Here is a 19,092-nt window from a genome sequence, read left to right as displayed (position 1 = left end):
GGGCCGTGACAACGGGGGCCGCGACAACGGGGGGCGCAGGAGCGGGGGCCGCGAGTACGGGGGCCGCGACAACTGGGGCCGCGACAACTGGGGCCGCGACAACCGGGGCCGCGAGTACGCGGGCCGCAGATCGGGGGAGTCGAACGGGGAGGGCGCACTGCCTGGCGCCCTCCCTCTCGGCGTGACCCCTCAGCGCTCTCAGCGCTGTGAAAAGGCCGCCGCTCGCTCGTATCCGTGTGCGATGCTCGGCGGTGTGGAGACCAGGTCCGTCAGCCCGGTGTTCGTCGGGCGCGCCGATGAACTGGGCGTACTGAACACCGCCCTCGCCCGTGCCGTCGAGGGCGCGCCCCAGGCACTGCTGCTCGGGGGTGAGGCCGGGGTCGGCAAGACCCGGCTCGTCGAGGAGTTCGCCGCCGGTGCCTGCCGGACCGGCGCCGTCGTCGTCACCGGCGGCTGCGTCGAGATCGGCGCCGACGGGCTGCCCTTCGCCCCCTTCTCCACCGCCCTGCGCGCGCTGCGCCGCAGACTGCCCGACGCCTTCGGCTCCGCCGCCGCCGGACGCGAGGACGAACTGGCCCGGCTGCTGCCCGAGTTGAGCGACCCCTCGGCCCGGGGCCTGGACGGCCGCGGCGACGAGAGCGCCACCGCCCGCCTCTTCGAACTCACGGCCCGCCTTCTCGAACGCGTCGCCGCCGAGCACACCGTCGTGGTCGTCCTCGAGGACCTGCACTGGGCCGACGCCTCCACCCGCCACCTCCTGTCGTACCTCTTCCGCACCCTGCGCAGCGGCCGCCTCGCCGTCGTCGCCACCTACCGCGCCGACGACGTCCACCGCCGCCACCCGCTGCGCCCCCTGCTCGCCGAACTCGACCGGCTGCGCACCGTCACCCGCATCGAGCTCGGCCGCCTCACCCGCGGCGAGGTCGCCCGCCAGATCGCCGGGATCATGGCCGCGGAGCCCGAACCGGCCCTCGTCGACGACATCTTCCGCCGCTCCGACGGCAACGCCTTCTTCGTCGAGGAACTCGCCGTCTCCGCGGCTGAGGGGTGTGCCACCGGGCTCACCGACTCCCTGCGCGACGTCCTCCTCGTCCGCGTGGAATCGCTGCCCGAGTCCGCCCAGCGCGTCGCCCGGATCTGCGCCGAGGGCGGCTCGACCGTCGAGTACCCGCTGCTCGCCGCCGTCGCCCGGCTCGGCGAGGACGAACTCATCGAGGCCCTGCGCGCCGCCGTCGGCGCCAACATCCTGCTCGCCACCACCGACGGCGACGGCTACCGCTTCCGCCACTCCCTGGTCCGCGAGGCCGTCAGCGACGATCTGCTGCCCGGCGAACGCTCCCGCCTCAACCGCCGCTACGCCGAAGCCCTCGAAGCCGAGCCCGCGCTCGTCCCCGCCGACGCCCGCGCCATGCGCCTGGCCACGTACTGGTACCACGCCCACGACCCCGCCAAGGCGCTGCCCGCCGTCCTCGCCGCCAGTGTCGAAGCGCGCCGCCGCCACGCCTACGCCGAACAACTCCGCCTCCTCGAACGGGCGATGGAGCTGTGGGACGGAGCCCCGGAGCCCATCAGAGCCGCACTCCGCCTCGACGACTACTCCGAGGCCTATCCGGTGTCCGGCTGCGACCCCGCCACGGCTCCGCTCTCCTATCTCGACCTCATGGCCGAGGCCGCCGTCGCGGGCCGGCTGTGCGGCGAACGCGAACGCGCCCTGAAGATCAGCAAGCGCGCCATCCGCCTCCTCGACGAGGCCGCCATGCAGGGCGAGGGCGACCCGCTGCGCGCCGCCTGGTTCTGGATCCAGCGCTCCCGCATCAGCTCCCACACCGGCCGCGGCGACGGCTGGGACGAGATAGCCACCGCCCAGGAGCTGGTCCGCGGCCTGCCCCCGTCCGCCGTGCACGCCCAGGTCCTGACCCACGCCGCCGCCTGGGGCATGCTGCACAGCCCCGGCGCCGAGACCCTCGCCGCCGCCGAACGCGCCGTCGAGTACGCCCACATGGTCGGCGACGAGGGGACCGAACTCCACGCCCGGCTCATCCTCGGCGGCCTCCTCGTCGACGCGGGCGCCATCGAGCAGGGCTTCGCCGAGATGTACGCCGTCCGCGCCCGCTCCGGCGACCTCGGCCTCATCGCCCGCATCAACAACGTCAACATCAACCTGCCCTCCTGCCTCGAAGGCGTGGGACGCTCCGAGGAAGCGGTCCGCATCTGCGACGAGGGCATCGACCAGTGCCGCCGCTACGGCCTCACCGACACCAAGGGCTGGGTCCGCTCCAACAAGGCCGAGTCCCTCATCTCCCTCGGCCGCTGGAACGACGCCGTCAAGGCCGCCGACTGGACCCGCCGCTCCGCCCTCAGCGCCAAACCCCGCGGCACCTCCTGCGTGCACCTCGCCTTCATCGCGCTCCACCGCGGCGCCCTCCAGGAGGCCGCCGGGCATCTCAGAACCGCCCTCGAGCACTACGGCACCCACGACCCGATGCCGCAGTACGCCCTGCCCCTCACCCATCTCGCCCTCGCTCTCGCCGCCGCCCAGGGCCGCGTCCTCGACGCCCGTGCCGAACTCGCCCGCATCACCGCCGCGGGCCTGCCGCCCTCCATGCACCGCTACATCTGGCCCCTCCTGCGCACCGCCGCCGCCGCGGAGGCCGACGCCCGCGGGCTGCCCGCCGCCGACCCCGGCCGCGCCGAAGCCGTCGCCCGCATCCGCGACGCCGCCAAGCGCCAGGCCACCCCGGTGCCCGTCTGGCACGCCCACGAACTCTGGGTACGGGTCGAACTCGCCCGCGCCGAGGGCCGCGACACCCCCGACGACTGGTCCGCCGTCGTCACCGCCCTCGAACCCCTCGGTCGCCCCCACGACCTGGCCCGCGCCCGCCTCCGCCTCGCCGAGTCCCTCCTCCTCTCCAGCACACCGGGCAGCGGCCCGTCCCCCTCGGCATCAGCCTCCGTCTCCCACTCCGGCGACCTCCCCACATCCGGTGACCTCTCCGGACTCGGCTCCGGCTCGGGCCCTGGCTCCGACCGCGATCGCGCCGCCGACCTCCTCCGCCTCGTCGGCGCCGTCGCCGACCACCTCGGCGCCCGGCCCCTCACCGAGTCCGTCGCCCTGCTCGCCCAGCGCGCCCGGCTCAGCCTCACCTCCGCCGTGCCCCGCCGTGCGGCCCCGGCCGCCTCCCGCGAGGACTTCGGCCTCACCAGCCGCGAACGCGACGTCCTGCGCCTCGTCACCGCCGGCCGCAGCAACCGCCAGATCGCCGAGGAACTCTTCATCTCCCCGAAGACCGCCAGCGTCCACGTCTCCAACATCCTCGCCAAGCTCGGCGTCGCCGGACGCGGCGAGGCCGCCGCCCTCGCCCACCGCCTGCACCTGTTCCCGGAGCAACCGGTACTGGTGCCGCCCGGCAACACGGCCTGAGGCGCTTGCCGGGCTCCGCCGTACGCTGGACAGGAGGCCCGGCGCGCCACGCCCCGCCTGCCCACCGTCTGGAGGCGCCGTGTTCAACATGTTCGAGGAACTCTTCGCCCCCGGCCGGCAAACACACCAACGACGAACGCAAACGCCTGGAACTGACCCGAGTCGACCTCAACGACGGCGACCCTGGCCGAGGGCCGATAGACCTGTCGTCGGGGAAGGTGACGGTGCGCTGCGCGCGTGCGGAACCGGAATCGGGGCCGGAGCCAGAAGCGGGGCCGGAGCCGGAGCCGGAGCCGGAGCCGGAGTCGGGGGCGGCTCAGGCCCCTCGGCCGCGCGCTAGCTGACCTTCAGTTCCAGGATGCGGTCGTCTCCCTTTCCGGGGTTGCCCCGGGAATCCGTTTCGCTCGTCACCAGCCAGAGCTTGTCGCCGCCCGCCGCGACCACCGTGCGCAGCCGCCCGTACTTGCCCTCCAGGAACGCCTGCGGGTCGTGCGCCGCCTTGGTGCCGTCCAGCGGGACGCGCCACAGGCGCTCGCCTCTCAGGCCCGCCATCCAGATCGAGCCCTTGGCGTAGGCGATGCCACTGGGTGAGGCGTCCTCGACGTGCCACTGCGCGATCGGGTCGTGGTAGCCGGATCCGCCGCCCTCGCCCTCGGCGTCGGGCCAGCCGTAGTTGTCACCCGCCACGATGTTGTTCAGCTCGTCCCAGGTGTCCTGGCCGAACTCCGAGGCCCACAGCCGCTTGTCCTTGTCCCAGGCCAGACCCTGCACATTGCGGTGGCCGTAGGAGTACACGGGCGAATCGCCGAACGGGTTGCCCGGCGCCGGGTCGCCGTCCGGTGTCAGGCGCAGCACCTTGCCGCCCGGGGATTTCTTGTCCTGGGCCAGCTCGGTCCGGTACGTCTCACCCGTCCCCGCGTACAGCAGGCCGTCCGGGCCGAACGCGATTCGGCCGCCATTGTGGTTCGTGCCCTTGGGGATGCCCTTGAAGACCGTGTCCGGAGCGCCCAACTGCTCGCCCGCGGGCTTCTTCTCGTCGTAGATCATCCGCGCGATGCGGTTGTCCGACTCCGTCGTGAAGTACGCATAGACCATGTGGTCCGAGGCGTACTTCGGCGACAGCGCGAGGCCCAGGAGGCCGCCCTCGCCCGCCGGGGCCACGCCGGGCACCGAGCCCACCTCCGTCTTCTTTCCGGTCTCCGTGTCGACGCGCGTGATCGTCCCCTCGTCCCGCGACGAGACCAGCAGGCCCCCCTCGGGGAGCGGGGCCAGGCCCCAGGGCGACTTCAGGTCCTCGGTGACCGTGCGCACCACCGACACCGAACCCTTGGCCGGCGGGACGGCACCGGGCTTCGGCGAGGTGGAGGACGCGCCGGAGCCGCCGGTGCTCGGCGCGGACGATGTGGCCGCCTTGTCCGGCTGCCCGTCGTCGCCGGAGGAGCACCCCGCCGTGAACAGGAACGCGGCACAGGCGGCCACGGCCAGTGCGGGCCGCACAGCTTGACGTTGCTGACGTTGCACGATCAAGGTCCCTTCGACGCGACGGTTCTACCGTTCATACACCGCTCGCCCCTCGCGAGTTCCCGATCTCCGTCCACAGATTCCGCCCCGCCTCGCAGAGCCCCGCGGACATACGAGAGGGCGGCACGGCGTCAGCCCTCGAACCCCAAGGCGCGAGCCCCCTCAGTCCCAAGACCCCTGCGCCGCCGGCAACCCCGCGATCTCCCGCAACTCCGCCGCCGTCAGCCCCACCCCGACCGCCGCCGCGTTCTCCACCGCCCACCGCTCATGCTTCGCCCCCGGCACCGGAACCACGTTCGGCCCCTGCGCAAGCACCCAGGCGAGAGCGACCTGCGCCGGGGTCACGCCCTCGCCGCGCCGGGCCGCTATGCGCCGCAGGCCCGCCACGATCGGCTGGTTCGCGGCCATCATCTCCGCGGTGAAACGGGGGTGCCGGGCCCGTGCGTCGTCCCGCTCGAAGCCCTGGCCCGGGGTCAGCGTCCCGGTCAGGAAGCCGTTGCCGAGCGGCATCGCCGCCAGGAGCCCGACCCCGCGCACCGCGCACCACGGCAGCAGTGACCCCAGCGCCTCGGGCGACCACACCGACAACTCGGCCATCACCGAGCTGACCGGGAACACCTGCTGGATCCGCTCGAGCTGCTGAATCGTTCCGTCATAGCGGCCGGCCCGACCGCCACGACGCCCGCCCCGCCCGCCCACCGCCCCGAACGGACCCATGGCGCACAGCCCGAGCGAGCGCACCTTGCCCGCGCCGACCAGCTCCGCCATCGCGCCCCAGGTCTCCTCGACCGGCACCTCCGGATCGGCCCGGTGCAGTTGGTACAGGTCGATGACGTCCGTCTGTAGCCGTCGCAGCGAGGCGTCGCAGGCCCGCTTCACATACCCCGGGCGGCCGTTGGCGACGATGTGCTGCTCCCCGACGAGCAGCCCCACCTTCGTCGACACGAACGCGTCCGCACGCCGCTCCTTCAGGACGCGGCCGAGCAGCAGCTCGTTGGTGAAGGGCCCGTACATGTCGGCGGTGTCGAGGAGGCTGCAGCCCCGGTCGAGAGCGGCGTGCACGGTCCGCAGGGACTCCTCGCCGCGCTGTCGTGAGCCGGTGTACGCCCAGTTCATCGGCATGCAGCCGAGTCCGATCGCCCCCACCTCGAGCGCCGCCGCCCCGATCGCCTTGCGCTCCACTTGCCCGTGACCCTCCCTGTCTCGGCCTTCAACCTAACCTCTGCACGTCGGCGCGGCTGACATAGCCTCCTGACCATGACTGGAGATGTGTGGCTGCCCATCCGCGCCGACGAGATCGAGGGCCTCCCCGAGGGCCTGAACTACCGCTTCTGGAACGGTGAGCCGGACTTCCCCGCGGACCCGGCCGACTGCGCGTACTACGTCGTCCCCTACATGCAGGGCGCGGAGACGGCCGTGCGCCCCCTGCCGGACATGACGTCACTGCGCGTGGTGCAGACCCTCTCCGCGGGCGTCGACCACGTCCAGGGCGGGCTCAAGTACCTGCGTCCGGGCGTCCAGTTGTGCAACGCGCGCGGGGTGCACGACGCCAGCACCGCCGAGCTGGCGCTGACCCTGATTCTCGCGTCCCTGCGCGGTATCCCGGACTTCGTCCGCGCCCAGGAGCGCGGGGAGTGGCGCTCGGGTTTCCGCCCGGCGCTCGCGGACAAGAATGTGCTCATCCTGGGCTACGGCGCGATCGGTTCGGCCATCGAGGACCGGCTCGTCCCCTTCGAGGTCGCGCGGGTGGCGCGCGTCGCGCGCTCCGCGCGCACGACGGAGCGCGGGCCCGTGCACCAGCTCACCGATCTGCCCGGCCTCCTGCCGGACGCCGACGTCGTCATCGTGGTCACGCCGCTCACCGAGGACACCCGTGGGCTCGTCGACGCCGACTTCCTGAAACGGATGAAGGACGGGGCGCTGCTCGTCAACGTCAGCCGCGGCCCCGTCGTCGACACCAAGGCGCTGCTCACGGAGGTGGAGAGCGGCCGTCTGACCGCCGCCCTCGACGTCACCGATCCCGAACCGCTGCCCCGGGAGCACCCGTTGTGGCAGGCTCCGGGGGTGCTGATCTCCCCGCACGTCGGCGGCCCCACCTCCGCCTTCCTGCCCCGGGCCAAGCGGCTCCTCGCCGCCCAGCTCACCCGCTACGCCGCCGGGGAACCGCTCGGCAACGTGGTGCACACCATCGGCTGACACAGGACGCATCAGCCGCACGGACCGCCCCCGGCCGCACAAGATTGCAAGGGTCCACCGGGCACCGCCCGTGCGGCTGCCCGCGGTCCGGCGCACACGCTCCGCGCCCGACCGGCTGCACCGCGTGCCTCCATCACCGCTGGTCGTCACGGAGAGTAGAGAGACTATGTCCCTGAGTGACGATCCTGGTGTATCGTCCCGACTGGGGTGGCGCCGCTACGGGTACACGGGCGCCGGGGAAGAGTGACGGATGGCGAGGGGGGCGACGGGCGATGCACGGCCTATGGGTGAACGATCCGACGCGGCGGAGCCGTCGACGGCGACCCTCGAACGCACTGATGCGCGGCCGAAGTACGAGCGGCCGCAGGAGCCACACGCACCGCGGTGGCGCCCGTGGCAGCCGCCGGCGGCATCCACAGGCCGGACCCGGCGAGCGGGACACCGGAGCGGCGCGGACCGGAGCGGCCCGATGACCGCCCAGCCGACGGAGACCCCCGCTCTCGGAGCCCCCCTGCACACCAGGCCCCCGGTGCCGGCCCGCTTCGGGCCGCGCGGCAGCGGCACAGGCGCGGGCCCGCAGGTGGTCCTCACCCTGCTGTGCGGGGCCTACGCCACCGGCTCGGCGCTCGGCTGGGGCAGCGAGGAAATGGCCCTCCTCATGGGCGACTTCGGACTCAGCGTCGCCGCCGCCGTCGCCGCCGTGTCGAACTTCCTGTACGCACGCTCCCGGCGCAGTCGTTTTCGACCCGCCTGGCTCCTGTTCGCGCTGTCCTCGCTGATGGCCTCGCTGGGGAACGGGGTGTGGGGCTGGTACGAGGTCGTCCTGAAGGCGCCCGTGCCGACACCGAGCCTCGCCGACCTGTTCTTCCTCTGCTTCGCGCCACCCGCGATCATCGGCCTGCTCGTCCTCGCGAAGAGGCCCGTGACGAAGGCCGGCTGGACCTGTCTCGGGCTCGACGCCTGGCTCATCGCCGGATCCCTCGTCACTCTTTCGTGGAGTCTCGCCCTCGCGCACACCGCCGAGTCCGAGGGGCAGAGCGTCACGCGCACCGCGCTCTCGCTCGCCTATCCGCTCCTCGACATCGCGCTGGTCAGCATGGTGCTCGCGCTGCACTTCCGGCGCTCGCCCGGCAACCGCACGGCGGTGAACACCGCGATCGGCGCACTCGCCCTCACCGTGATGTGCGACGCGCTGTTCACCTCGCCGCTGCTGCACGCCAGTTACCGCTCGGGCGAGATTCTCGACGCGGGCTGGTTCGCGGGGTCGCTGCTGCTCGCGTACGCGCCCTGGGTGGGCCCCACGAGCGACCCGCCGCGCGAGGAGCGGCCTCCGGCCCCCGGCCCGCGCTACCAGGTCAGCCACACCCGGCCGATCTCCGGATCGCTGGCCGCGCTGACCCCGTACCTGGCCGCGGCCGTCTGCACGCTCGGCATTCTCTACAACGTGCTGAACGGGCACAGCGTCGACCGGGTCGTGCTCTTCACCGCCTGCACCGTGGTGCTCGCGCTCGTCGTGCGCCAGGGAATCATGCTCCTGGACAACATCACGCTCACCCAGGAGCTGGCGCAGACGGAGAACCACTTCCGCTCGCTGGTGCAGGGCTCCAGCGACGTCATCATGATCGCCGCTCCGAACGGCATCCTGCGCTACGTCAGCCCGGCCTCCGCGGGCGTCTACGGACGCGAGGCGGAGGAGCTCGTCGGCTCCGAACTCGCCTCGATCATCCATCCGGAGGACCTCAGGCGCGTCATGCACGAGGTGCGCAGGTTCCTCGCGGCCGGCCAGCAGGAGGAGCCCACCACCCGGATCGAGTGCCGCTTCCGCTCCGGCACCGGAGCCTGGCTGAACGTGGAGTCCACGATCAACCGCCACCACGGCGGACTGATCCTCAACAGCAGAGACGTCACCGAGCGGGTCCGCCTCCAGGCGCAGTTGCAGCACAACGCGGAACACGACCCGCTGACCGACCTGCCCAACCGGGCGCTGTTCACCAAGCGGGTGAGCCAGGCCCTGACCGGGCGGCGGGCCACCGACCGGGGCACCGCCGTGCTCTTCATCGACCTCGACGGCTTCAAGCAGGTCAACGACACGATCGGCCACCAGGCGGGCGACGAACTGCTCGTGCAGGCGGCAAGAAGGCTGGCCGACTCCGTACGTTCCGGAGACACCGCGGCTCGTCTCGGCGGTGACGAGTTCGCGGCGCTCATCGTCGGCGACGGAGGTCGCGACCACACCGCCAGGGAGCAGCAGATATACGAGCTGGCCGACCGGCTCAGAATCGCCCTTTCGCAGCCGTACACCATCGACGGGCACAAGGACGTGCGCGTCGCCGCCTCCATCGGGGTCTCCTTCGCGGAGCCCGGCATCACGGCGGGTGAGCTGCTGCGCAACGCGGACCTGGCGATGTACCGCGCCAAGGCCGCGGGCAAGGGCAGGGTCGAGCTGTACGCGCCGCAGATGCAGGCCGATGTCGTACGGAAGGCGGAGCTGGCCACGCGGCTGCGCACGGCGCTGCACGACGGCGAGTTCGCGCTCCTGCACCAGCCGGTCGTCTCGCTCGACGACGGCCGGATCACGGCGGTCGCCGCGCAGGCGCGCTGGCGCTCGTCGCAGGGCATCCTGTTCACGCCCGCCGAGTTCCTGCGGGTGGCCGACGACGGTGAGCGCACCGCCGAGCTGGGCCGCTGGACGCTGGAGAAGGCCGTCGAGCAGGCGGCCGACCGGCGGCAGAGCGGGCATGTGACGCCGGTCGTCGTGCGGATGAGCGCGCGCAGACTCCTGGACCGGGCCATGCCGCTCGGCTCCATCGAGGCGCTGCTGACCCGGCACGGGCTGCCGTCGGGGTCGCTCGTCATCGAACTGGCCGACAGCGACCCGAGGGTGCCGCTCGACGAGCTGGAGCGGCGTCTCACGGCGCTGCGCAGGCTCGGCGTCCGGATCGCCCTGGACGGTTTCGGCAGCGGCTATGCGGCGATCACCGCGCTGCGCCGCCTCCCCGTGGACGTACTGAAACTGGACAGGTCGCTCGTCGAGAGCGTCGTCGAGTCCGCACGCCTGCACAAGATCACGAGCGGGTTGCTGCGGATCGCGGGCGATCTCGGTCTCGCCTCGGTGGCGGACGGAGTGGACCTGCCCGAGCAGGTGCTCGCGCTGCGGAAGATGGGGTGCACGCACGGCCAGGGGATGGCGTTCTCCGGGCCGCTCGACGAGTACCGGCTGCGGCGCGCGCTCGGCTCGGGGAGTACCCGGTGCCGCTCGGTTCGCCCGAACCGGTGCTCGCGGGGGCGCTCGGTCCACGCTCACATGGTGAGACGCCCGTCCCACCCACTTGACACGCCATGCGTGCCGGGGGGAGGGTCAGAGCCATGCGCACCCGAATTCTCGTACTTGGAAAGCGCGTCGGCTGAAGCTGGGACCCGACCGGTCCACACCGGAATCCCCAGCAACCGCTCCCGGCGCGCTCCCCTCGCTTGCCTCACGGCACGAGGGGTTTTTTGTTGCACCGGCACAGGACGCAACCCGCAACACTCCTGCACAACCCTCGCAAAAACCCTCAGCATCGAGAAGAGAATGCCGATGACCGAGCAGGCCACCGGGGCCCACCATCCGCAGCCGCGGCCCCGTTCCGGAGGACAGTCCGCCCCCGTCGAGCACATCACGGGAGCGCAGTCCCTCATTCGCTCGCTTGAGGAGGTCGGGGCCGACACCGTATTCGGCATTCCGGGTGGCACGATCCTTCCGGCGTACGACCCGATGATGGACTCGAGCCGGGTGCGCCACGTGCTCGTCCGTCACGAGCAGGGAGCGGGCCACGCGGCCACCGGTTACGCCCAGGCCACCGGCAAGGTCGGCGTCTGCATGGCGACGAGCGGCCCCGGCGCCACCAATCTGGTGACGCCGATCGCCGACGCGAACATGGACTCGGTGCCGCTGGTCGCGATCACCGGCCAGGTCGTCTCGGAGGCCATCGGCACGGACGCCTTCCAGGAGGCGGACATCGTCGGCATCACCATGCCGATCACCAAGCACAGCTTCCTGGTCACCAAGGGCGAGGACATCCCCAAGGTGATCGCCGAGGCGTTCCACATCGCCTCCACCGGCCGCCCGGGTCCGGTCCTCGTGGACATCCCGAAGGACGTCCTGCAGAAGCAGACGACGTTCTCCTGGCCGCCGCAGACCGACCTGCCCGGCTACCGCCCCGTGACCAAGCCGCACGCCAAGCAGATCCGCGAGGCCGCGAAGCTGATCACGAACGCGAAGCGGCCCGTCCTGTACGTGGGCGGCGGCGTCCTCAAGGCGCATGCCACCGCCGAGCTCAAGGTCCTCGCCGAGCTGACCGGAGCGCCCGTCACCACCACCCTGATGGCGCTCGGCGCGTTCCCCGACAGCCACCCGCTGCACGTGGGGATGCCGGGCATGCACGGTGCGGTCACCGCCGTCACCGCGCTGCAGAAGGCCGACCTGATCGTCGCCCTCGGCGCCCGGTTCGACGACCGCGTCACCGGCAAGCTGGACAGCTTCGCCCCGTTCGCGAAGATCGTCCACGCCGACATCGACCCCGCGGAGATCGGCAAGAACCGCGCCGCCGACGTGCCGATCGTCGGTGACGCCCGCGAGGTCATCGCCGACCTGGTGCAGGCAGTCCAGAAGGAGCACGCCGACGGCAACACCGGCGACTACAGCGCCTGGTGGAAGGATCTCAGCCGCTGGCGCGACACCTACCCGCTCGGCTACGACCTCCCCGAGGACGGCTCGCTCTCCCCGCAGCAGGTCATCCAGCGCATCGGGCAACTCGCGCCCGACGACACGATCTTCGCCGCGGGCGTCGGCCAGCACCAGATGTGGGCCGCGCACTTCATCCAGTACGAGAAGCCCGCCACCTGGCTGAACTCCGGTGGCGCCGGGACCATGGGCTACGCGGTCCCCGCCGCGATGGGCGCCAAGGCCGGCACGCCCGACAAGCCCGTCTGGGCGATCGACGGCGACGGCTGCTTCCAGATGACAAATCAGGAGCTCACCACCTGCGCCCTGAACAACATCCCGATCAAGGTCGCCATCATCAACAACGGCGCCCTCGGGATGGTCCGCCAGTGGCAGACCCTCTTCTACAACCAGCGCTACTCGAACACCGTGCTGCACGCGGGCCCGGACGGGGAGACCCCGCCGAACAAGGGCACCCGCGTCCCCGACTTCGTGAAGCTGTCCGAGGCGATGGGCTGCTACGCGATCCGCTGTGAGCGCCCCGAGGACCTCGACAAGTGCATCGAGGAGGCGAACGCGGTCAACGACCGCCCGGTCGTGATCGACTTCATCGTCCACGAGGACGCCATGGTGTGGCCGATGGTCGCCGCCGGCACCTCCAACGACGAGGTCATGGCCGCGCGCGGCGTCCGCCCCGACTTCGGCGACAACGAAGACGACTGAGAGCTGTAGGGAAGAGGAACGACCGCCATGTCCACCAAGCACACGCTCTCCGTCCTGGTCGAGAACAAGCCGGGCGTGCTCGCCCGGATCACCGCCCTGTTCTCGCGCCGCGGCTTCAACATCGACTCGCTCGCCGTCGGCATCACCGAGCACCCCGACATCTCCCGCATCACCATCGTCGTGAACGTCGCGGGACTCCCGCTCGAACAGGTCACCAAGCAGCTCAACAAGCTGGTCAACGTCCTGAAGATCGTCGAACTGGAGCCGGGCTCCGCCGTCCAGCGCGAGCTCGTCCTCGTCAAGGTCCGCGCCGACAACGAGACGCGCTCGCAGATCGTCGAGATCGTCCAGCTGTTCCGCGCCAAGACCGTGGACGTCTCGCCCGAGGCCGTCACCATCGAGGCCACCGGATCCAGCGACAAGCTGGAGGCGATGCTCAAGATGCTGGAACCGTTCGGCATCAAGGAGCTCGTCCAGTCCGGGACCATCGCGATCGGCCGCGGCTCACGCTCCATCACCGACCGGAGCCTGCGGGCGCTCGAACGCAGCGCATGAGCAGTCGCGCGCCCCACACACAGCGTTCTCTCGCATAGCGAGACCTGAAAACTTTCCTTCCGCCCCCCGCCGTACGGTGGGACGCAACACCGCACACCAAGGAGAACCCCAGTGGCCGAGCTGTTCTACGACGACGACGCCGATCTGTCCATCATCCAGAACCGCAAGGTCGCGGTGATCGGCTACGGCAGCCAGGGCCACGCCCACGCGCTGTCGCTCCGTGACTCGGGTGTCGACGTCCGCGTCGGTCTGCACGAGGGCTCCAAGTCCAGGGCCAAGGCCGAGGAGCAGGGCCTGCGCGTGGTGACCCCGTCGGAGGCCGCCGCCGAGGCCGACGTCATCATGATCCTGGTGCCGGACCCGATCCAGGCCCAGGTCTACGAGGAGTCCATCAAGGACAACCTGAAGGACGGCGACGCGCTGTTCTTCGGGCACGGCCTGAACATCCGCTACGACTTCATCAAGCCGCCGGCCGGCGTCGACGTCTGCATGGTCGCCCCCAAGGGCCCGGGCCACCTGGTGCGCCGCCAGTACGAGGAGGGCCGCGGCGTCCCGTGTATCGCGGCCGTCGAGCAGGACGCCACCGGCAAGGCCTTCGAGCTGGCGCTGTCCTACGCGAAGGGCATCGGCGGCACCCGCGCCGGCGTCATCAAGACGACCTTCACCGAGGAGACCGAGACCGACCTGTTCGGCGAGCAGGCCGTGCTCTGCGGCGGCACCGCCGCGCTGGTCAAGGCGGGCTTCGAGACGCTGACCGAGGCCGGCTACCAGCCGGAGATCGCCTACTTCGAGTGCCTGCACGAGCTGAAGCTCATCGTGGACCTCATGTACGAGGGCGGCCTGGAGAAGATGCGCTGGTCGATCTCCGAGACCGCCGAGTGGGGCGACTACGTCACCGGCCCGCGCATCATCACGGAGGCCACCAAGACCGAGATGAAGCAGGTCCTCGCCGAGATCCAGGACGGCACCTTCGCCCGTAACTGGATGGACGAGTACCACGGCGGTCTGAAGAAGTACAACGAGTACAAGAAGCAGGACTCCGAGCACCTGCTCGAGACCACCGGCAAGGAGCTGCGCAAGCTCATGAGCTGGGTGGACGAGGAGGCGTAAGCCTCGAGCGACGGGGCCGCGGCGGATGCCGCGGCCCCGTTCGCCATCGCCGCGTTGTCCACGGCGTCCAGCCACGGACGAGTGATCCTTCCAGGGAGGCGCAAGCCGCTTCCCCGCGCGCCACTACACTGCTGAACTAATTCGCGTCGGGCCCACAGCGTCGTGCGTCTTCCACGCGGCCATGCACCCACCCCTCCACCGCTTGCGGCCGTCGGGACGGCCGTCCGCATTGGGACTTGTGAGGACTCACGTGAGCACTGCTGCCAAACCCGTCGTACTCATCGCTGAAGAGCTGTCGCCCGCCACCGTCGACGCGCTGGGCCCGGACTTCGAGATCCGCCACTGCAACGGGGCGGACCGCGCGGAGCTGCTGCCCGCCATCGCCGACGTCGACGCGATCCTGATCCGCTCGGCCACCAAGGTCGATGCCGAGGCGATCGCCGCCGCGAAGAAGCTGAAGGTCGTCGCACGAGCCGGCGTCGGCCTGGACAATGTGGACGTCTCCGCCGCCACCAAGGCCGGCGTGATGGTGGTCAACGCCCCGACGTCGAACATCGTGACCGCCGCCGAGCTGGCCTGCGGCCTCCTCATCGCCACCGCCCGCAACATCCCGCAGGGCAGCCAGGCCCTCAAGGGCGGCGAGTGGAAGCGCAGCAAGTACACGGGTGTGGAGCTGGCCGAGAAGACCCTCGGCGTCGTCGGCCTCGGCCGCATCGGCGCCCTCGTCGCGCAGCGCATGTCCGCGTTCGGCATGAAGGTCGTCGCCTACGACCCCTACGTGCAGCCCGCGCGCGCGGCGCAGATGGGCGTCAAGGTCCTCTCGCTCGACGAGCTGCTCGAGGTCTCCGACTTCATCACCGTCCACCTGCCGAAGACGCCCGAGACGCTCGGCCTGATCGGCGACGAGGCGCTGCACAAGGTCAAGCCGTCGGTGCGCATCGTCAACGCCGCGCGCGGCGGGATCGTCGACGAGGAGGCGCTGTACTCGGCGCTCAAGGAGGGCCGCGTCGCCGGTGCCGGTCTGGACGTGTACGCGAAGGAGCCCTGCACGGACTCCCCGCTGTTCCAGTTCGACCAGGTCGTCTGCACCCCGCACCTCGGCGCCTCGACCGACGAGGCGCAGGAGAAGGCCGGTATCGCCGTCGCCAAGTCCGTGCGGCTGGCCCTCGCCGGTGAGCTGGTCCCGGACGCGGTGAACGTGCAGGGCGGGGTCATCGCCGAGGACGTCAAGCCGGGCCTGCCGCTCGCCGAGCGCCTCGGCCGGATCTTCACCGCGCTCGCGGGCGAGGTCGCGGTCCGCCTCGACGTCGAGGTGTACGGCGAGATCACCCAGCACGACGTGAAGGTGCTCGAACTCTCCGCGCTGAAGGGCGTGTTCGAGGACGTCGTCGACGAGACGGTCTCCTACGTCAACGCCCCGCTGTTCGCGCAGGAGCGCGGTGTCGAGGTCCGCCTCACCACCAGCTCCGAGTCGCCCGACCACCGCAACGTCGTGACGGTGCGCGGCACCCTCGGCGACGGCCAGGAGGTCTCGGTCTCCGGCACGCTGGCCGGTCCGAAGCACCTGCAGAAGATCGTCGCCGTCGGCGAGTACGACGTGGACCTGGCGCTCGCCGACCACATGGTCGTCCTGCGCTACGAGGACCGTCCCGGTGTCGTCGGCACGGTCGGCCGCGTCCTCGGCGAGGCGGGCATCAACATCGGCGGCATGCAGGTCGCGCGCGCGGACGTGGGCGGCGAGGCGCTGGCCGTGCTGACCGTCGACGACTCGGTGCCGCAGAACGTGCTGAGCGAGGTGGCGGCGGAGATCGGCGCGACGTCGGCGCGCTCGGTCAACCTGGTCTGACGCACAGCAGTTTCAGAGGGCCGGGTCACCTGCGGGTGGCCCGGCCCTCGCGCGTCATGGAAAGTTCTCAGGACGGGGCGCGCTCGATCAGGCCCTCCCGGTAGGCGATGCCCACCGCCTCCGTACGGCTCGTCGCGCCCAGCTTGGCGAGGATGTTCGAGACGTGGACGCTCGCCGTCTTGCCGCTGATGAACAGCTCCTCGCCGATCTGGCGATTGGTGCGGCCCCGGCCGAGCAGTCGCAGCACGTCGCTCTCGCGGGCGGTCAGGGCGGCGATCCGCTCCTGCGCGCCCGGCGCCTCGGCGAAACGGCCGCGCCGGGCCAGCGCGTCCAGGGCCTCGCGCAGCGGCACCGCGCCCAGTTGTTCGGCGACCGCACGGGCCGCGCGCGTCTGCTCGGCGGCCTCCTCGCGGCGCTCAGCGGTGAGCAGCGCCTCGGCGAGCCTCCGTCGGCAGCGGGCCAGTTCGTACGGTTCGCCGTAGCCGAACGCGGCGACCGCCCGCTCCCAGGCGTCGACGGACGGGCCGCTGGCGGCGCGGACCTCCTCGGCCTCCGCGCGGGCAAGCCAGGCCAGGCCCTCGGGCCCCTGCTCGGTGCCGTCCTCGCCCCGGGCCGCTGTGGCCCGGGCCAGGTCCGCGAGGCCGGTGGCGGTCCGCGCCCAGCGTGCGGCGGTGTCCGGGTCGCCGGAGAGGCGGGCCTCCTCGGCCGCGTCGGCGACCGCCGCCAAGGTCAGCGCGGCGAGCCGCACGAAGGCGTCGGGGCGCTCCGAGCCCGCGCCCTCCACGAGCCGCTCGGCCGCGGCGTCCATCCGGCGTACGCAGTCCTCGGCGTCGCCGCGCAGGGCCGCCTCGTCGATGAGGACGACGCCGGCGACGAGCGCCGCCATCCAGTCGGCGCCGGGGCCGAGCAGGGCGTGGGCCCCGGCGGCGGCGGCCGCGAAGTCGCCGCGCGCGAGGGTGACGTAGAGGGCGGGCGCGGTGGTGAACGCGCCTGCGGTCGGGAGCAGTTCGGCGTCGGCGTGGGCGGCGCGCACGCACTCGTCCCAGCGGCCGAGCGTGTAGAGGAGCACGGACTGCAGGTAGCGCAGTTCCAGGGCGTACGGGGAGGAGACGAGACCGGCGCGGCGGGCGCGGTCGAGGCCGTCGGCGAGCCAGGTCAGGCTGGCGTCCAGGTCGCCGGACTCGTAGCAGCCGAGCCCGAGGTTGTAGAGGGCGCGCATCTCGACGGCGAGGTTCCCGGCGCGGACGGCCAGCTCGCGGGCGTGCACGAGGCGCTCGCGGCCCTGCGCCGTACGCCGGTTGTGGGCTTCGAGGCCGATGAGGGAGATGTCGAGGTCGGCCTGGGCGTCGGCGAGTCCGAGCCGTTCGGCGACGGCCAGTGCCTGGCGGGCGACGCGCTCGGCGTCCTCGTCGCGCCCCACGTACCGGGCGGCCATGACGTGCGTCGCGGCGGCCCACACCCAGGTCGGGGAGGGCGGTTCGGCGGGGATGAGGGCGAGCGCCTCGCTGCTGTAGGTGAACGCGGCCTCCAGGTTGTCGATCCGCATCAGGTTGCCCGCGAGGGTGTAGCGGACGCGGGCGGCGAGTTCGGAGTCGGCGTCCGATCCGGCGCGGGCGAGCGCGGAGCGGGTGAGCTGGACGGCGCGGTGGGGTTCGCCCGCGCGGGCGGCGGCGGCCGAGGCGCGCAGGGTGAGGGTGACCGGGTCGCCGCCCTCGGGGCGGGCGGCGGCGTCGACCACGGACCACAGTTCGAGCGCGGTCTCCAGGTGGCGCAGCTCCTCGGCGGGGGCGCGGACGCGCTGGGCGTGGTCGGCGGCTTCGAGCGAGGCGGTCAGCGCGTCGGGCAGGTCGTGGCTCTCGCGGGAGTGGTGGGCGCGTTCGGCCGCGCTCGCCGGTGCGTGGCCCTCGGCGGCGAGGAGGCGGGCGAAGACGCCGTGCAGGCGGACGCGTTCGCCGGGCAGCAGGTCGGCGTAGACGGCCTCGCGGGTGAGGGCGTGGCGGAAGGAGTACGTGGCGTCGTCGCCGGGCACGAGCAGTTGCCGTCCGACGGCCTCGCGCAGCGCCGACTCCAGTTCCTCCTCGGGGAGCTGGACGGCGCCGCGCAGCAGCTCGTGGCCTACCTTGCGGCCCGCGACGGCCGCCGTGCGGAGCACCTGCTGGGCGGTCTCGGTGAGCTGCTCGATGCGGATGAGCAGGACGTCCGCGAGGCCGCCGAGCCCGTCGGGACCGTCGGGGGAGCCGGTCCCGGGGAGCGCGGCGAGCAGCTCCTCGGCGCAGAAGGCGTTGCCCTCGGCGCGGTCGACGATGCGGCGGACCGTGCTGTCGGGGACGGGCCCGGTGCTCTGTGCGCGGACGAGGAGTGCCATGTCGGCGTCGGCCATCGGGCGCAGGTCGAGACGTTCGACGGCGGGCAGCCGGACGAGTTCGGCGAGCAGCGGGCGCAGCGGGTGGCGGCGGTGCGGCGGCCCGGCGGGGGTGGGGCGTTGCAGGATGCCCCGGCTGAGCAGGAAGCGGAGCAGGTCGCGGGAGGACTGGTCGGCCCAGTGGAGGTCCTCGATGACGAGGAGGAGCGGGGTCAGCGCGGTCAGTTCGGCGAGGAGGCCCGCGACGCCCTCGAAGAGCTGGAAGCGGCTGCCCGGGTCGGTCGCGGCGCCGTTGCCCGAGGCGGCTCCGAGCAGCTGGTCGACCGCCGGGTACCCCGCGAAGGCCGGGGCGAGCCGTTCGTCGGTGGCCGCCGCGCCGAGGATCTCCGTGAACGGCAGGTAGGGCAGGCCCACGTCGCCGAGGTCCACGCAGTGCCCGGTCAGTACGGTCATCCCGGCCCCGGCGGCGTGCCGCGCGGCCTCCGTCAGCGTGCGGGTCTTGCCGACACCGGCGTCCCCGGCGAGGAGGACGGCGCGGGGTTCCCCGGCGGCGGCCCGCTCGGATACGCCGGTGAGCCGGGCGAGTTCGCCCGCCCGGCCGATGAACGGCGTGCCGAATGTCTGTGCCACGGGGCCATCCTGGCACGGTCCGCCGT

General features: G+C 72.2%; 10 protein-coding genes and 1 pseudogene. 8 read left to right on the top strand and 3 right to left on the bottom strand.

Going from position 1 to position 19,092, the window contains the following annotated elements:
- Positions 1-241 precede the first annotated feature (241 nt).
- Positions 242-3,421, top strand: coding sequence for a helix-turn-helix transcriptional regulator (locus N5I75_RS01230; RefSeq protein ID WP_476673337.1), 3,180 nt, complete (start codon positions 242-244; stop codon positions 3,419-3,421).
- Positions 3,422-3,426: 5 nt separating this feature from the next.
- Positions 3,427-3,765 carry a DUF6191 domain-containing protein gene (locus tag N5I75_RS01225; RefSeq protein ID WP_476673335.1) on the top strand — a complete coding sequence of 113 codons (339 nt, stop codon included), beginning with the start codon at positions 3,427-3,429 and terminating at the stop codon, positions 3,763-3,765.
- On the opposite strand, the gene N5I75_RS01220 is transcribed toward N5I75_RS01225, so the two are convergent.
- Positions 3,758-4,918, bottom strand: coding sequence for a PQQ-dependent sugar dehydrogenase (locus N5I75_RS01220; protein ID WP_476673333.1), 1,161 nt, complete (start codon positions 4,916-4,918; stop codon positions 3,758-3,760). The genes N5I75_RS01225 and N5I75_RS01220 overlap by 8 nt on opposite strands.
- Positions 4,919-5,104: 186 nt before the next feature.
- The gene (locus N5I75_RS01215; protein ID WP_476673331.1) at positions 5,105-6,124 is read right to left on the bottom strand and encodes an aldo/keto reductase; all 1,020 of its coding nucleotides are present in this window, start codon (positions 6,122-6,124) and stop codon (positions 5,105-5,107) included.
- A gap of 75 nt (positions 6,125-6,199) precedes the next feature.
- Here N5I75_RS01215 and N5I75_RS01210 point away from each other — a divergent pair, with 75 nt between their 5' ends.
- The 6 genes and pseudogenes from N5I75_RS01210 (at position 6,200) to serA (ending at position 16,074) form a co-directional block, all read left to right on the top strand.
- Entirely contained in the window at positions 6,200-7,138 is a 939-nt protein-coding gene (locus tag N5I75_RS01210; RefSeq protein WP_476673329.1) for a 2-hydroxyacid dehydrogenase, read from the top strand.
- 469 nt (positions 7,139-7,607) lie between these two features.
- Positions 7,608-10,471 (top strand): annotated as a pseudogene (locus N5I75_RS01205) (putative bifunctional diguanylate cyclase/phosphodiesterase).
- Positions 10,443-12,563 (top strand): acetolactate synthase large subunit, encoded by a 2,121-nt coding sequence (locus tag N5I75_RS01200; protein WP_476673327.1) that lies wholly within the window; start codon positions 10,443-10,445, stop codon positions 12,561-12,563. Before N5I75_RS01205 ends, N5I75_RS01200 begins: the two are co-directional and overlap by 29 nt.
- Positions 12,564-12,590: 27 nt before the next feature.
- Positions 12,591-13,118 carry an acetolactate synthase small subunit gene (gene ilvN, locus N5I75_RS01195; RefSeq protein ID WP_476673325.1) on the top strand — a complete coding sequence of 176 codons (528 nt, stop codon included), beginning with the start codon at positions 12,591-12,593 and terminating at the stop codon, positions 13,116-13,118.
- Positions 13,119-13,229: 111 nt separating this feature from the next.
- Positions 13,230-14,228: a ketol-acid reductoisomerase gene (gene ilvC, locus N5I75_RS01190; RefSeq protein WP_476673323.1), complete on the top strand. Its 999-nt coding sequence runs from the start codon at positions 13,230-13,232 to the stop codon at positions 14,226-14,228.
- Between the two features lie 250 nt (positions 14,229-14,478).
- Positions 14,479-16,074: a phosphoglycerate dehydrogenase gene (gene serA / locus N5I75_RS01185; RefSeq protein WP_476673321.1), complete on the top strand. Its 1,596-nt coding sequence runs from the start codon at positions 14,479-14,481 to the stop codon at positions 16,072-16,074.
- Between the two features lie 67 nt (positions 16,075-16,141).
- Here serA and N5I75_RS01180 read toward each other — a convergent pair whose 3' ends face one another.
- Positions 16,142-19,066, bottom strand: coding sequence for a helix-turn-helix transcriptional regulator (locus N5I75_RS01180; protein ID WP_476673319.1), 2,925 nt, complete (start codon positions 19,064-19,066; stop codon positions 16,142-16,144).
- Between the last annotated feature and the right edge of the window lie 26 nt (positions 19,067-19,092).

It is taken from the genome of Streptomyces sp. R818 (assembly GCF_056172735.1).
This window is presented reverse-complemented; position numbering and strand designations above follow the sequence as displayed.

Bases quoted from the DNA above. Each gene is read 5' to 3' on its own strand.
- N5I75_RS01230 (WP_476673337.1), top strand. From the start codon at position 242: ATGCTCGGCGGTGTGGAGACCAGGTCCGTCAGCCCGGTGTTCGTCGGG.
- N5I75_RS01210 (WP_476673329.1), top strand. From the start codon at position 6,200: ATGACTGGAGATGTGTGGCTGCCCATCCGCGCCGACGAGATCGAGGGC.
- N5I75_RS01200 (WP_476673327.1), top strand. From the start codon at position 10,443: ATGGTGAGACGCCCGTCCCACCCACTTGACACGCCATGCGTGCCGGGG.
- ilvN (WP_476673325.1), top strand. From the start codon at position 12,591: ATGTCCACCAAGCACACGCTCTCCGTCCTGGTCGAGAACAAGCCGGGC.